At 52.2% G+C, this 15,618-nt stretch carries 15 protein-coding genes; 1 reads left to right on the top strand and 14 read right to left on the bottom strand.

Annotated features, from left to right (window positions below; all coding sequences use genetic code 11):
• Position 1 precedes the first annotated feature (1 nt).
• From NYR02_RS14140 to NYR02_RS14160, 5 genes are all read right to left on the bottom strand, one after another.
• Positions 2-235 carry a TIGR02647 family protein gene (locus tag NYR02_RS14140; RefSeq protein WP_260977000.1) on the bottom strand — a complete coding sequence of 78 codons (234 nt, stop codon included), beginning with the start codon at positions 233-235 and terminating at the stop codon, positions 2-4.
• 102 nt (positions 236-337) lie between these two features.
• On the bottom strand, positions 338-1,006 hold the full coding sequence (locus NYR02_RS14145; protein WP_260977001.1) for a Frag1/DRAM/Sfk1 family protein: 669 nt from the start codon (positions 1,004-1,006) through the stop codon (positions 338-340).
• Positions 1,003-1,737, bottom strand: a complete 735-nt coding sequence (locus NYR02_RS14150) for a hypothetical protein (RefSeq protein WP_260977002.1) — start codon at positions 1,735-1,737, stop codon at positions 1,003-1,005. The genes NYR02_RS14145 and NYR02_RS14150 overlap by 4 nt, the downstream gene beginning before the upstream one ends.
• 31 nt (positions 1,738-1,768) lie before the next feature.
• Positions 1,769-2,422 (bottom strand): Frag1/DRAM/Sfk1 family protein, encoded by a 654-nt coding sequence (locus NYR02_RS14155; protein WP_260977003.1) that lies wholly within the window; start codon positions 2,420-2,422, stop codon positions 1,769-1,771.
• A 62-nt stretch (positions 2,423-2,484) separates the two neighbouring features.
• A complete protein-coding gene (locus tag NYR02_RS14160) occupies positions 2,485-3,756 on the bottom strand; it encodes a bifunctional O-acetylhomoserine aminocarboxypropyltransferase/cysteine synthase (RefSeq protein WP_260977004.1) in 1,272 nt (423 codons plus the stop codon).
• Positions 3,757-3,935: 179 nt separating this feature from the next.
• Here NYR02_RS14160 and radA point away from each other — a divergent pair, with 179 nt between their 5' ends.
• Positions 3,936-5,306: a DNA repair protein RadA gene (radA, locus tag NYR02_RS14165; RefSeq protein WP_260977005.1), complete on the top strand. Its 1,371-nt coding sequence runs from the start codon at positions 3,936-3,938 to the stop codon at positions 5,304-5,306.
• Between the two features lie 39 nt (positions 5,307-5,345).
• Here radA and NYR02_RS14170 read toward each other — a convergent pair whose 3' ends face one another.
• From NYR02_RS14170 to NYR02_RS14210, 9 genes are all read right to left on the bottom strand, one after another.
• Complete coding sequence (locus NYR02_RS14170; RefSeq protein WP_260977006.1) at positions 5,346-6,281, bottom strand: chemotaxis protein; 936 nt, start codon at positions 6,279-6,281, stop codon at positions 5,346-5,348.
• A gap of 180 nt (positions 6,282-6,461) precedes the next feature.
• Positions 6,462-6,821 (bottom strand): Na+/H+ antiporter subunit G, encoded by a 360-nt coding sequence (locus NYR02_RS14175; RefSeq protein ID WP_260977007.1) that lies wholly within the window; start codon positions 6,819-6,821, stop codon positions 6,462-6,464.
• A 5-nt stretch (positions 6,822-6,826) separates the two neighbouring features.
• On the bottom strand, positions 6,827-7,111 hold the full coding sequence (locus tag NYR02_RS14180; protein ID WP_260977008.1) for a K+/H+ antiporter subunit F: 285 nt from the start codon (positions 7,109-7,111) through the stop codon (positions 6,827-6,829).
• Entirely contained in the window at positions 7,105-7,593 is a 489-nt protein-coding gene (locus tag NYR02_RS14185) for a Na+/H+ antiporter subunit E (RefSeq protein WP_260977009.1), read from the bottom strand. The genes NYR02_RS14180 and NYR02_RS14185 overlap by 7 nt, the downstream gene beginning before the upstream one ends.
• A complete protein-coding gene (locus NYR02_RS14190; RefSeq protein ID WP_260977010.1) occupies positions 7,590-9,110 on the bottom strand; it encodes a monovalent cation/H+ antiporter subunit D in 1,521 nt (506 codons plus the stop codon). The genes NYR02_RS14185 and NYR02_RS14190 overlap by 4 nt, the downstream gene beginning before the upstream one ends.
• 2 nt (positions 9,111-9,112) lie before the next feature.
• Complete coding sequence (locus NYR02_RS14195; protein ID WP_260977011.1) at positions 9,113-9,436, bottom strand: Na+/H+ antiporter subunit C; 324 nt, start codon at positions 9,434-9,436, stop codon at positions 9,113-9,115.
• A complete protein-coding gene (locus tag NYR02_RS14200; protein ID WP_260977012.1) occupies positions 9,436-12,231 on the bottom strand; it encodes a monovalent cation/H+ antiporter subunit A in 2,796 nt (931 codons plus the stop codon). The genes NYR02_RS14195 and NYR02_RS14200 overlap by 1 nt, the downstream gene beginning before the upstream one ends.
• Before the next feature lie 254 nt (positions 12,232-12,485).
• Positions 12,486-13,553, bottom strand: coding sequence for a uroporphyrinogen decarboxylase (hemE, locus tag NYR02_RS14205; RefSeq protein ID WP_260977013.1), 1,068 nt, complete (start codon positions 13,551-13,553; stop codon positions 12,486-12,488).
• A 158-nt stretch (positions 13,554-13,711) separates the two neighbouring features.
• Positions 13,712-15,580 carry an Ig-like domain-containing protein gene (locus tag NYR02_RS14210; protein WP_260977014.1) on the bottom strand — a complete coding sequence of 623 codons (1,869 nt, stop codon included), beginning with the start codon at positions 15,578-15,580 and terminating at the stop codon, positions 13,712-13,714.
• Positions 15,581-15,618 lie beyond the last annotated feature (38 nt).

Below are 15,618 nucleotides of genomic sequence, written 5' to 3' on the forward strand. Positions count from 1 at the left end.
ATCAGACTTTAAGAATTTGTAGCAGGTTCTGTACATGTTCGGCGGCATCAAGCCCCAGACTGGTCAGATAACCACCATCCGGCTGATCAATCAGACCTTTATCAAACAAGCGTTGTGCAGCCGCTACAACGTCAGCTGCCGCATCAGAATGTACTTTAATTCCCTGCTGCATGCTGTGCAAATCAAACTGCGCCAACAAATTCATTTCCTGCAGTAAATCCTGAGAAATCGGCATAGGGTCTGTCCTCTTGTTCTTGTCAGTGAGCGGTTTCAATACAGCCGCCAGGAAGCCACAGCATAAACCGCCACAGGGGTGACGGCTAATGATTCCGGTCAGTTATTCGGCTTCTGTCAGGCGAAAATCGGCCCAATCGCGATAGCTGGTCAGATAGTACAAACCAATCAGCAACGCCATCCACCATTCCACCACGTTTTTCCAGCGGTCATCGCTGTCGGCGACCTGCAGCACGATCATCAGTCCGAGGAAGAACCACTGGGCATACACCAGAATAAACTTCTGCTGCAGGCTGCGGCCGATATCCACACCGCGTTTAGCTAAATGTTTCAGCCAATAAGTAATACGTGTTTGCACCGCCAGTGAAATCAGGAAAAATAAAGCCGCACCGACGGTATGCAATATCCAGGGTAAGTTGCCTTTATCGGGTCTTAATACTGCAGTCGCTACAATTAAACAGACTGAACTGATAATTCCGGCCGTCACCATATAACGCACCGTCCAGATCGGCCGCTCAGGAGCGATTTCGATCAGCCAGGCCTGCATGCAGTACCACCAGACGATAAACAGTACGCAGGCCGCAATTAAACCACCGCGGAAAATAAACGCCTGCGGATCGGGAATGCCGGTGGCGGTAATGCTGGTGCAACCGGTCAGATAAGGAATGCAAACATCGGTTACACCCCAGGCCATGCTCAGCGCCAGCGTCAGCCAGAAAGTGAGGTGCGACAACCAGAAACTGCCTAAGGCTACCCGTTGCGGTAAAGTCATGCGCTTACTCCCTGTAAATCATCGTCCTGCCGCATGGCCTGACTTTTTTCCTGGCGGGTTAAACGAAAATCACGCCAGTCATGGAAAGTGGTGTAAAAATATAGGCAGCTGAAGGTCGCCAGCCACCATTCAAAAATCTCTTCCACGCCCTCGGTTTTTAAATCCAACAGCAGAATAAGTACAAAGGCCGCTAATAATAACAACTGCAAAACTGCCAGAATCTGCTTGCTGGCAATACGACTGAATTTAATATTCAGTTCACGCTGCAGCTGGCGCATACGCACTGTCATCATAATCTGGCACAGCGCCGTTACCAAAAAGAACAGCCCCGCTGTTGCGGTATGAAAACGCCATAAAAAGCGGTGATCCGATGGTGGCAGCATGTGTTCGCCCAATACCGCGATGGATGCAATTAACAGCATGCTGGCAATAATAGCGAACGTAACAATACGGTGGATCCACGGATGATGCTCAGGCCGGCCAACACTTTCCAGCCAGGCCCGAACGCAATACCACCAGAGAATAAACACCACGGCAGCGCTGATTAATCCGGCGCGAAAAACATAAGCCGCCGGATAATAAACACCGGTTGCAGTGATGGTTGTGCAGCCCTCGAAATAGGGAACACACCAGGGCTTATGCCCACCCTGCACAGTCAGAAAATAACTCAGAGCAATGGTGAGTATCGGCAGCAGACAAGCCACCAGCGCCGTTCGTTGCGGTAAGGTCATAACAACATCCTTGTCCCGTAGTTGTAACGGTTTAATAATGACTGAGACGAACCCGCTGCCAGTCCCAGTAAGAGGTTAAAAAGTACAGGCCAATAAAAAGCGTGGCCCACCACTCAATAATTCGTTTGCCATTGCTCATTTCCACGCCGACAGTCACACCGGCAAAGGCGACAAACATCAGCCAGAGAATAACCATTAATACGCTTTTTGCGATAAACGACGGTACTTCCAGCCCGGCCTTACGGGCACGAAAAATCAGCACGTAATTAATGGTCAGGGCAATCAGCATACCCTGAAAAAATAAATTCGCACCGCGTACATGTACGCCCCAGCGAGTGGCATCTTTTTCCGGCACCAGAACGGCCGTTCCGACCAGTAAACCAACGGCAGCGATTACGCCGAAAAACTGCATGGCATTTAAAGCCATACGGCCACTGTGTCCGGCCAGCCAGGTACGCATCACCTGCCACCAGACAATAAAAAATGCGCAGCCGGCAATCATGCCGCCACGAAAAATAAAGCCGGCATCGCCTTTCATACCGGTATGGGTGATATCGGTACAGCCATCAAAGAACGGATTGCAGGCAATGGCTGTGCCTTCATTCACACCCACCGCATAAGTGACGGCAATGGTACCGAGTGATAACAGTGTGCAGATCAGAGCGATAAACTGACCAAAAGACATAACCCAAAACTCCGGAAAATGTCCGGCGCACAGCGCCGGACGTTTCAGACAGTAGTACCTGCTCAGAGAGCGGCTTTCAGCGCCTGAGTAACATCGGCAATGATATCGTCAACGTGTTCGATACCAACCGACAGACGAACCAGATCGGTGCTGACACCGGCAGACGCCAGTTCTTTTTCATTCAGCTGGCGGTGCGTCGTGGTCGCAGGATGACAGGCCAGACTTTTTGCATCACCGATGTTGACCAGGCGTTTGACCATCTGCAAGGCATCAATAAACTTCGCTCCGGCTTCGGCACCGCCTTTGATACCAAAACTCAGGATCGCTGATGGCTTACCATTCAGCATGCGTTGCGCCAGTTCGTGGTATTTGCTGGTTTTCAGGCCGGCATAATTCACCCAGGAAACCTGCTCATGGGCGGCCAGATATTCAGCCACTTTCTGCGCGTTTTCTACATGACGATCCATACGCAGCGCCAGGGTTTCCAGCCCCTGCAGAATCATAAAGGCATTAAACGGCGACAGGGCTGCACCCATATTGCGCAGCGGTACTACGCGGGCACGGCCGATAAAGGCCGCTTCGCCAAAGGCTTCGGCGTACACCACACCGTGATACGACGGATCAGGTTGATTAAAATGCGGGAAGCGTGGGTTATCTTTCCATGGGAATTTACCGGAATCGACAATCGCGCCACCTACCGTCGTGCCATGACCACCGATGTATTTGGTCAGCGAGTGCACCACAATATCGGCACCGAATTCGAATGGACGGCACAGGTAAGGCGTTGCCACGGTGTTATCGACAATCACCGGCACTCCATGCTTATGCGCCATATCGGCCAGCGCCTGAATGTCCACCACGTTACCCGCCGGGTTGCCGATGGACTCGCAGAATAATGCGCGGGTGTTATCGTCAATTAACGCTTCCAGCGCAGCAACATCATCACCGGACGCCATGCGCACTTCGATGCCCTGCTGTGGAAAGGTGTGGGCAAAAAGGTTATAGCTGCCGCCGTATAACTGGCTGACGCTGACGATGTTGTCACCGGCACGGGCCAGCGTCTGAATGCTGGCGGTAATCGCCGCCATACCGGAAGCCATGCACAGCGCTGCGATACCACCTTCCATCGCCGCAACGCGCTGTTCCAGCACATCGTTGGTCGGGTTCATGATGCGGGTGTAAATATTACCCGGCTCTTTCAGGTCAAACAGGTCAGCACCGTGCTGAGTGTCGCGAAAACTGTAGGACGTGGTCTGATAAATAGGCACCGCAACGGCACGGGTTGTCGGATCATCCGCAAAGCCGGCGTGAATCGCCTGAGTTTCAATTTTCATGCTGATCTTATCCTTATTGTCAGGTTTGACGGAAAGCAGGGAGTTTAACAATTTGTACCGCGCCGCCATAGTGAGAATGCATCCTCTTTACTGAGCCTGACGATGAACACACCACGGCCCTGACGCTGAACGCGCAATGGCTTACAATCTCCCCTTCCGCTTATTGCACAGAAATCGCTATGGCCAAGAAAAAAACCGCTTACGTCTGTAACGACTGTGGCTCGGAACACAGCAAATGGCAGGGCCAGTGCACTGACTGCGGCGCCTGGAATACCCTGCAGGAATTTGTCGTTTCTGCCGCTAAAACGCCCGCCCGTGATCCCAGTTATGCAGGCTACGCCGGAGCTGCCGCCGGTCAGGGCGTACAGCGTCTGGCCGATGTTGACCTGGCCGAAGTACCGCGCATCAGCAGCGGTATGCAGGAATTCGATCGCGTCCTCGGCGGCGGTCTGGTACCGGGCTCGGCCATTTTAATCGGCGGTCATCCCGGTGCGGGTAAGTCCACACTTCTGCTGCAGACCATGTGTATGCTGGCCGGAAAAATGCCCGCGCTATACGTGACCGGTGAAGAAAGTTTGCAGCAGGTTGCCATGCGCGCCAAACGCCTGAATCTGCCTACCGACCAGCTGAACATGCTGAGCGAAACCAGCGTCGAGCGTTTAATTAATACCCTGCAGCAACACCAGCCCAAAGTGGTGGTCATCGACTCCATTCAGGTGATGCACGTTGACGGCGTGGAATCGGCGCCGGGCAGCGTGTCACAGGTGCGTGAAAGCGCTGCCGCCCTTACCCGTTACGCCAAGCAAACCAATACCGTGCTGTTTTTTGTCGGCCATGTGACCAAAGACGGAACGCTGGCCGGGCCTAAAGTGCTGGAGCATATGATTGACTGTTCGATCATGCTCGAAGGATCAGGCGACAGCCGTTTCCGCACATTACGCGGTATTAAAAACCGCTTTGGCGCGATTAATGAGCTGGGCGTATTCGCCATGCTCGACAGCGGCTTAAAAGAAGTCAAAAACCCCAGTTCGATTTTTTTAAGCCGCAGCGAAGAACCCGCCGCCGGCAGTGTGGTGATGGTGATCTGGGAAGGTACGCGGCCATTGCTGGTCGAAATTCAGGCGCTGGTCGACGACAGCCATTTTGGTCACCCCAAACGGGTCGCTGTCGGTCTTGATCAGAACCGTATGAATTTACTACTGGCCGCACTGCATCGCCATGGTGGCGTGCATCTGGGCGATCAGGATGTGTATATCAACGTGGTTGGCGGGGTAAAAGTCGGGGAAACCGCTGCCGATCTGGCCTTACTGCTGTCTGCACTCTCCAGCTTCCGCAATCAGCCATTACCGCAGGAACTGATCGTCTTTGGCGAGGTGGGTTTATCCGGTGAAATCCGGCCGGTACCGTCGGGTCAGGAACGGATTAAAGAAGCCGCGAAACACGGTTTTACCCGCGCCATTGTGCCTAAGGCCAATGTTCCGCGTCAGGCCGTTCCCGGCATGACCATCATTGGGGTGGATAAATTACAGGAAGCGATCGACGCGGTTTAAGCCGGGCACTCAGACGACAAGGCGCCGCCACAGTGATTGTCAGTGCTGGCGGCGACTTTCCACACCGGGAATCACATCCCCGCTTTCGACTTGCTTCGCCCCGCGTAACATAGCGACAATTAATTCGGCCGCATCAAATTTGGTCAGTGCTTCATTAGCCCCGACCTGATGCGCACGATCAACGCTGATCTCGCTGGAAAGCGAGGTATGCAGAATAATGTACATGCCTTTGGTCGCCTGATTATTGCGGATTTCAAACGCCAGTTCGTATCCATCCAGTCCCGGCATTTCAATATCGCTGACCAGAATATCAAACGGTGTACCGCGCTCTGCAGCGGCCATCAGCAGAGTTAATGCCTGCTGCCCGTCAGAGCAAACTTCAAAAGGAACATCAACGTGGCTCAGTGCCTCCGTCAGCTGCCTGCGCGCGACACTGGAATCGTCGACCAATAAAATAGCGTGCTGGCGCAGACGATCCTGATCTTCACGACGGATATCAGCATGCAGGGCTTCTTCATCGGGTGGAAATATCGTCGACAATACCATTTCAATATCCAGCAATTGAATCAGCTGCTTGTCATATTCAATAATTCCGGTGGAATAAATCTGCTTACCGGCAGCATTCGGAGGCGGGCTGATATTGCGCCAGCTGTAATCGATAATGCGATCGATCTTACGCACCAGAAAACCCACATTCTGACGCTGACAGTCAGTAATAATGATAAAGCAGTCTTTCATTTCCGCCGGGCTGATTGGCCGGTAACCAATAGCCGCCGATAAATCGATAACAGAAATCGTAACACCACGAATATAGGCCGCGCCGGCAACAACCGGGTGCGACTGAGGAATCGATGTTAATGGCTGCCAGGGCACAATTTCTTTTACCTTGAGAGTCCCAATACCGAAGATCTGCCGTTCATTGATTTTGAACAGCAGCAATCCCTGGGATTGCTTGTGCTGACTGCCATTACGCATGGTGATCTCGCTGGTGATTTAGCCCTGATGGCAAAAACGGAAAGAGCCTGTCAGCTGGCGACAGACAGACTCCTCTCAGACAATATGCTGATAAGTATAGCAACAATTTGGGTCACGCCTGAATAATTCAGCCGCTTCGGCTGACTGGTTCAGAGATGCCCCAGAGCCTGCTTTCCGGCCTCAGTCAGGATTTTTTTGCTCCGCCGCACGCGCCGCCAGCTCAGCACTCTTACTGTGATCAAGAAATTTCACCCGGCGATGTAACGCCGCTTTCGCCAACATATGCGCAGATACCGGCGCGGTGATGAACAGAAACAGGCTGATAACCAGCTCATGAATACTCAGGCTGCCATCACGCATGGTGGTAAGGACCATAGATGCCAGCAGAATGGCACCAATCCCCATTGTCGTCGCCTTGGTCGGAGCGTGCAGACGGGTAAAAAAATCGGGCAGTTTGAGCAGCCCGACAGAGCCGACAAACACGAAGAAACCGCCAATCAATAGCAGTACAGCGGCGATACTATGAACCACAGATTCCATAAACATTACTCGACGATGTCGCCCCGCAAAAGGTATTTACACAACGCCGCCGTGCTGACAAACCCCAGCATGGCAATCAGCAGCGCGCCTTCAAAATACAGTGCCGAACCGTTGTACAGTCCTAACAAAATAATCAGGGCAATACTGTTAATATAAAGCGTATCCAATGCCAGAATACGGTCGGTAATATCCGGCCCCCGCAGCATACGCCAGACATTTAAAATCAAGGCGATCACCACCAGGGCCGAAGTCAGCAACACCGCTCCCTGTAACAATTCCAGACTCAGCATGAAAAAATCTCCTGCAGGGGTTTTTCGTAATGCTGCTTAATATCGTCAATCAGTGCCTGCTCATCGGTAATGTGCAGAGCATGGATGTACAACCACTGCTTATCTTCTGAAAAATCCACGCTCACAGTACCCGGCGTCAATGAAATCGTACTGGCCAGAACCGTCAATGGAAAATCCCCCTGCAACGCCAGCGGAAAAGCGACAAACCCTGGTTGCAGGCTGTGATTCGATTTCAGTACACGGCGCGCCACATCGACATTAGACAGCACGATATCCAGTAACAAACGCAGAACATAACGGATAACCACCAGCGGTTTTCCGGCCCGGCTCTGGTGATCCGAATACGGTGCCGTCAGCACAGGAATCAACCACGCCAGAAATAAACCCAGAACAAAATGTCCGGCAGAAAAACCATTCAGCAACAGCCAGACCAGCAGCAGCAGCAGACTGTGCAGTGGCATCGGTAATAACCAGCGCTTCATGGCAACACCTCCGGTACAGCCATGTTTGCAGGAATAACCGGCAACGGCTGTTGATGCAGTTCATAAGCCGCAGACAAGCTGAGATCGGTCAGTGCACCGCCCCAGATCACCATCGCCGGTGATGTCAGCAATAATAAAATGATGGCCGTAATTTGCAGTGGATGTGCGACCACCTGATTCTGCGAGACTCCTTGCGCCCGCCAGAACAACGTCGTACCGGCACGGGAAAATATAATAAGCGCAGCCAGGCCGGAAATAAGAATTGGCGGCCATATCCAGGCGGCATCAGAGCCATCGCCCGCCGCCTGTAATAAAAGAATTTTGCCGACAAAACCCGACAACGGTGGCATACCAACCAGGGCCAGTGCTGCGATAAAAAACAAGCCGCCCAGTAATGCAGGTTGATTGACCGGGCGCGAGCGCACAAAACGATCCTGCGCCTGTCCGCGCTGCTCCTGTACCAGTCCGGCAATCAAAAACAAAGCCGCCGACATCAGCGTACTGTGGATTAAATAATACAGACCAGCCGCCGTCGCCTGCGGGGTATTCAGCGCAATCGTCAGCAGCAATGAACCCGCAGAAACCACCACCAGATTGGCCGCCAGCATTTTCAGCGTCTGACTGGCGAGCAACGCAATAATTCCGGCCACCAGCGTGGCCAGCGCTAATGGCCATAACCAGCCCACCGCGATATTCGCCAGTTCACCACCATGCTCACCAAACACGGCAGTATGAACACGCCACAAGCTGTAAATCCCCACCTTGGTCATAATGGCAAACAGAGCCGCAACCGGTGTCGAGGTGTTGGCATAGGTACGGGGCAACCAGAAGTGCAGCGGCAACAACGCAGCTTTGAGTCCGAACACAACCAACAGCAGCAATCCGCCCGCTTTCGCCAGAGCGATATCTTCGCTGTTTAACTGCGCTGCTTTGTACGCCATGTCCGCCATATTCAATGTGCCGAACGTGGCATAAATCACCCCGAGGCCAAACAGAAAAAATGCCGAACCCACCAGATTCAACAACACATAATGAACCGCGGCCTGAGTGCGCTGTTTACCACCACCGTGAATCAGCAGAGAGTAGGAAGCGATCAGCAGAATTTCGAAGAAGACAAAAAGATTAAAAATGTCACCGGTTAAAAAAGCGCCGTTAATCCCCATCAGCTGGAACATAAACAGCGGGTGGAAAAACGGGCCGCGCTGATCATCACCGGCACAGGCATATAAATGCACGGCAAAGCCAAGGACGGCACTGAGCAGCAACATAATGGCCGCCAGCTTATCGTTGACCAGAGCAATACCGAAAGGAGCCTGCCAGTCGCCCATCATGTACATTTGCGGTTCGTGCTGCAGGCTCTGCTGTAACAGCAATACGGCACTGACTAACAGCAGGGCATTAACCAGAAATACAGCTACGCGCTGCCGTCTTGCGTATCCCTGCAGCGGTGGCAGAAGTAAGAAAATACCGGCCAGTAACGGTAATAAAACCGGGAAAAAAATCAGATGCTGCAGCATATTCAGTCGTTATCTCCATCAACCTGATCATTACCCAGATCAGCACGGGCACGCAGTGCCAGAATCAATGCAAATGCGGTCATCGCAAAACCGATCACAATCGCCGTTAGCACCAGCGCCTGCGGCAAAGGATCGGCGTAGACTTCAGATTCACCCAGAATCGCCGCTCCATTCACAACCAGACGTCCGCTGGCAAACAAAAATAAGTTAACCGCATACGACAGCAGCGTCAGCCCCAGCACCACGGCAAAGGTATAACCGCGCAACACCAGAAATACGCCGCCAGCCGTCATAATGCCGACACAGATTGCATAAATTGTTTCCATTATTTTCCTCCCGGCAGCGGTCGCTCGCTGGTTGTTAACTGTCCCAGATTCGCCAGTATCAACAGCGTCGCGCCGATCACGGTAAAATAAACCCCCAGATCAAAGACCATTGCACTGGCCAGCTCAAATTTACCGACCCAGGGCAGTGAGAAATAATCAAACCAGGTGGTTAAGAACGGCCGCTCAAATAACCAGCTGCCCAGACCAGAGAACGTCGCTAACAACAAGCCGATGGCGATCAAACCGTGGTACGGGAAATTCAGCCTGACCTTCATCCAGGCAACACCGTGGGCAATGTATTGCTGGATTAATGCAATGGCAGTAATCAGACCGGCAATAAAACCACCACCCGGCATATTATGTCCGCGCAGGAAGATATAAGCAGAAACCAGCAACGCCAACGGCAGCAGACTCTGCGATACCAACGCCAGCATCATCGGGTTTTTATCTTTGGCCCATGGGCGGCCATCGGAATCAGCTGCCGGAACATACAGGCGCATACCGGCCAGCAGTTTATAAATACCCAGACCTGCAATGGCCAGCACCGTAATTTCACCCAGCGTATCGAAGCCGCGAAAATCCACCAGAATAACGTTAACGACATTGGTACCGCCGCCGCCGGTCTTGCTGTTGGCGATAAAGAATTCGGAAATGCTGTTGAGCGGCCGGGTCAGCATGGCGTAACACAGGGTACCGATGACTGCGCCAACCAGAGAGGAAATACTCAGATCGCGCACAATACGGCGTGGCGAACTGTCTCGCAGAGGTGTTTTTTGTGGCAGGAAATACAATGCCAGCAAAAACAGAATAATGGTCGCCACTTCAACTGACAGCTGAGTGAGCGCAAGATCCGGCGCCGAAAAATACGCAAAGGCAACAGCGACAATAAGCCCCACAATGGAAATCATAATCAGCGCCAGCAAACGCAGATGACTGAACATAACGGTGGCGAGCGTACCTACGATCAATATGCCTGCCGCAACCAATGCAACGCCATTCACCGGCAATTGTGGTCTGCTGCCTGCTGCACCTTCCAATTGCAACAGCGGCCAACCGGCGACCACCAGAGCAAAAACCACCAGCAGAAAGACGTAACGCTGCAGTGAGGCATTATCCAGCCAGCGGTGAATAACGGCGGCTTTCTCGGTGGTCCATTGAATGCCTTTTTCAAATTCAATTTTGGCATCAAAGTCGGTGAACTGCCCCTGAAAGGCAAACAGATGGCGGCGGTTGTAGTACAGCGTAATACCACCGGCGACCGCCAGCAGACTCATTAATAAGGGACCATTAAAGCCATGCCATACCGCCAGGCTGAAATCGGGTAGCGGCTTATGTAATACCGCACTGGCTGCAGCGTTCAGCAAATCACCCACAGCGAAATCGGGCACGATACCCACCAGTAAACAGAGCACCACCAGAATTTCTACCGGAACACGCATATAACGTGGCGGTTCATGCGGTGTACGTGGCAAATTAATGGGTTCACCATTAAAAAATACGTCGTGAATAAAACGCAGCGAGTAAGCCACTGCCAGAGCACCACCGATGGTCGCCAGTAATGGAATCAACCAGGATAACGAACCCAGCGTGGCCTGATGCAGCGTTTCGGCAAACAGCATCTCTTTTGATAAGAAGCCATTCAGCAACGGCACACCCGCCATGGATGCCGCAGCGACCATCGCTAACGTTGCGGTATACGGCATGTACTTCCACAAGCCATTCAGCTGACGCATATCACGCGAGCCGGACTCATGGTCAATAATGCCCGCCGCCATAAATAACGATGCCTTAAACACGGCATGGTTAATAATATGGAATACGGCCGCAATCGCGGCGAGCTCGGTATCCAGACCAAACAATAACGTAATAAGGCCAAGGTGACTGATGGTGGAATACGCCAGCAATCCTTTTAAATCGTGTTTAAACAGCGCGGTATAAGCGCCGAGCAGCAATGTTGCCAGACCCACCATACTGACAATCACAAACCATAAGTCGGTATCCGCCAACACCGGATAAAAACGCGCCAGCAAAAACACCCCGGCTTTCACCATGGTGGCCGAGTGCAGATAGGCAGAAACCGGAGTCGGAGCAGCCATCGCATGTGGCAGCCAGAAATGGAACGGAAATTGAGCAGATTTGGTAAAAGCGCCGAGCAGGAAGAGCACAATAATAATCGGGTACACCGCGCTCTCACGCAGCACATCGCCACTCGCCAGCACGGTGCGCAAATCATAACTGCCAACCGTCTGCCCCATCAGAATGAGGCCGCCAAGCAATGCCAGACCACCGGCACCGGTCACTGTCAGCGCCATGCGCGCGCCTTTGCGGGCGTCGCTTTTATGTGACCAGAAGCTGATTAACAAAAAAGAGCTGATACTGGTCAGCTCCCAGAAAAACCACAGCTGCAGCAGATTGTTGGATAACACCACGCCCAGCATGGCGGTCATAAACAGAATCAGGTATGAATAAAAGCGCCCCATATGATCGCTTTCAGACAGGTAATAACGCGCATAAAGAATGACCAACAGGCCAATACCTAAAATGAGCAGGCTGAACAATAAGCCCAGGCCATCAAGATGAAAGGCGAGGTTCAGACCGATCTGCGGAATCCACTCCGCCTGCCATGTTAATGCTTCCCCCGCAAAAATCGCCGGAATCGCCTGCACGACCAGCAGCAGCGATAGCGCTGGCAACAATGCCGTCAACGCGGCCGTCGCCGTTCGGCCAAAGCGATAACTGAGTAATGGCACCAAAGTCCCCAACAATGGCAGCAACGGAATCCAGAACAGATTCATAAAAATGAGAGCCTCATACCTGAAGGTTGCGGTCATCCACCATGACCTGACCCGCCAAAAGATAGCATGATCAGCGCCAGCGCTACACAAAAGCCGACATATCGATGCAAAGAATTGTCAGCCATCAGAGCCTGCAAACACGGGATAAGAACAAGTAAATCAGATAGTTACAAAAATCTTATGACAAAAAAGCCAGAGCACCCTGCGGTGCTCTGGCTTAGTGTAGTCAGGCTTTTTCAACCGTACTGCGGTCATCAGCCCTGGTGGTATTCCGGACTCAACTCCACGACGGCCTCAACAAAAGCTTTGGCGTGTTCCGGATCAACAAACTGATGAATGCCATGACCCAGGTTAAAGATATGACCACTGCCATTGCCGTAGCTGTCGAGAATCCGCTTCACTTCGGCACGGATGGTTTTTGGCGAAGCATACAATACAGAAGGATCCATATTGCCCTGCAAAGCCACACGGTTGCCCACACGACCACGGGCATTGCCTATATCGGTGGTCCAGTCGAGACCCAGCGCATCAGCACCGGTATCCGCCATGGATTCCAGCCACTGACCACCGCCTTTGGTGAACAGAATTACCGGGATTTTCTGGCCATCGTGCTCACGGATAAGACCAGAAACAATCTGCTGCATGTACTTCAGCGAAAACTCACGATAAGCCACATCACTCAGACTGCCGCCCCAGGTATCAAAAATCTGCACCGCCTGAGCACCGGCTTTGATCTGCGCGTTGAGATAATCAATCACAGACTTGGCCAGCACATCCAGCAACTGATGCATGACTTCCGGCGTGTCATACATCATCGCCTTCACGTGGCGGAAGTCCTTGGAAGAACCACCTTCAACCATATAGGTCGCCAGCGTCCATGGACTGCCGGAGAAACCAATCAGTGGTACGCGGCCATTCAGTTCACGGCGAATGGTGGAAACCGCTTTCAGCACGTAATCCAGATCGGCAGCGGTATTGACCACATTCAGGCTCTGTACATCGGCTTCGGTGCGGATGATTTTATTGAAGCGCGGGCCTTCGCCGGTCTCGAAATACAGACCCAGACCCATCGCATCAGGAATAGTCAGGATGTCGGAGAACAGAATCGCAGCATCCAGCGGGAAGCGGTCCAGTGGCTGAATGGTAACTTCACAGGCCAGTTCAGGGTTCTTACACAGCGACATAAAGTCACCGGCCTGAGCACGGCTGGCGCGGTATTCCGGCAAATAACGCCCGGCCTGACGCATCATCCACACCGGAGTGCGGTCAACCGGTTGACGGAGCAAAGCTTTAAGAAAGCGATCATTTTTCAGTTCAGACATGGAATACCTAAATCAGCACCAGAGAATTTGCGCGCTATCATACCAAAAAATCACCCACGCTATTTTTGACTTTGCGCAGCAAAGGGCAGAAGAACGACGGCAAGCGGATTGCAGACACAAAAAACCCGGCCGGGGCCGGGTTTTGAGTTATAACAGAATCAATTCAACTGCTCTTTGACGGTAAGATCACCGCTCGTGGCAGACACCTCGATAGAAACAGGCGTTGTTTCCGCTACATAACTGACCCGATAGAAAGCACCATAGCTTGGTAACCCCTGCACACCCGTCAGATCCAGTTCACCAACGGAATTACGAACCGGTCCGGCATCGGAGAAAATCTTATAACCGTCGCCGGATACCGCCAGAGTTGCACCATTGGCCGGAATGTTGCCATTGCCATCCTGCAACACGACATAAAACGTTCCACTCGCCGCTAATGCCGGGCCGCCAACGACTTCGGTATAAGTATTTGGACCAGTAGCATTGAAGTAACGGATGCGAACAGAATCAGCAAGCGACTGCATTAATCGTAAACTGCTGCGGACATTCATCAGACTCCCGCAATGGCCAACCCCCCTGGCTGCATCAGTACACATTACGCCCTGATAGGTTGTAGGGGCTGCATCGTATGTACTGTTGTTATTGAAATCAGAGAAGAATTCTACAGGGCGGGTATTCGTTCCCATATCAACAACGCTGTTAAAGTTATCATCCCGAAAGGCTTCCGGGAAGGTAACAAAAGGCTCATCCGCATCAAACAAACCGTTGTTGTTACTGTCTGTAAAACCACTTTCGCCTTGTGTATAAGCCAGGATGGTGGTCATACCGAATACGGTCGTACTCAACTGCTGGTCCGTCTCGTTGACGCGCTGTAAAGCGGCATCATGCTGGCCCGGGCGCACGCCAGAGCTGGACCATTTTACCGAGCAGGTACCAGCTGTCGTTGTACAGCTGGAACCAATAATTCCGCTCTCGGCCGTAAAGTTAACAATGCTGCCGTCAGCAACCGGGTTCTGAAACTGATCCGCCGCATAAGCGGTCACATTCACTTCAACGCCGGATACATTAAAGGCACCAGGGTTAAGAATATCGGCAGCAATGGCAAAACTGTCCTGATCAGCAATCCCGGTCGTCACTGAAATCGGCTGCGAGCTGGTAATAATGCTGGTTACGCCATCGTTCGCTAGCGTTGTCGCCCGGACTGAAGTCACTGTATGGGTCGTACCTGAGCGTACAATCGCTTTAACATCACCATTCTCATCAGTAATCCCGGAATTCAAAGCCAGGTTCACACCACCAGTTATGTTTGTCAGGGTGAAAGAAACTTCTTTACCACCAATAGGGTTGTTGGTGCGGTCAAGAACACGGAAAGTAACCGAAGAAAGTTTAGGCAGAACCGGATCACCGATTGTCGAAATAGAAATCGCTGGTGCGGAAGTTTCTACATAAGTGATCGCGCCAACTTCCGGAGCCTGAACGGTAATGGTACCGGTAGCACTGTGCAACACCTTCGTCTTATCAACGGTACCATCCGTAGATGCATAAAGCTTAAACGAGACAATATCAGTGCCTGAACACCCCTTTGCTTCGTAAGTAACCGATACTTCACCACTGGAAGTAATGCTTTCATCACGACTAAAAGACGCTTTGGCCGGGTCGGCTTCGGAGCAGGTTGAAGAGAATTCAACCCCATACTGCTGAGAAACAATTTTGGCATTACTGCGGTCAGCATCAACGATGGTTGCAGAAATATTGGTTGTACCACCGGCGCTCAGCGTTGTGTCGCTGATATCCAAAACACCAAGAGCAAAGCTTGTACCCGTACCATTACCTAAGCGTGGATTGGTAATATTGGTGCCGGTTGTTACATCGCTGGTAGTGCCATCGCCGTTATCAACGGTATCAGTTGTACCATCACTACCGGAATCCGTATTGGTTCCGCCGACCACCGAGCCACCACCATCGCCGCCACAGGCGGTTAGCAGCAAGGTCAGCAGAAAAGTAGTTAATGCAGTGGGCTTAAACATGCGCGCGCGCTCCATTTGAAATTGTCCCAACAGTATTC

The sequence above is a fragment of the Thalassolituus pacificus genome (assembly GCF_025318105.1).
GTDB classification, from domain to species: Bacteria; Pseudomonadota; Gammaproteobacteria; order Pseudomonadales; family Oceanobacteraceae; genus Venatoribacter; species Venatoribacter pacificus.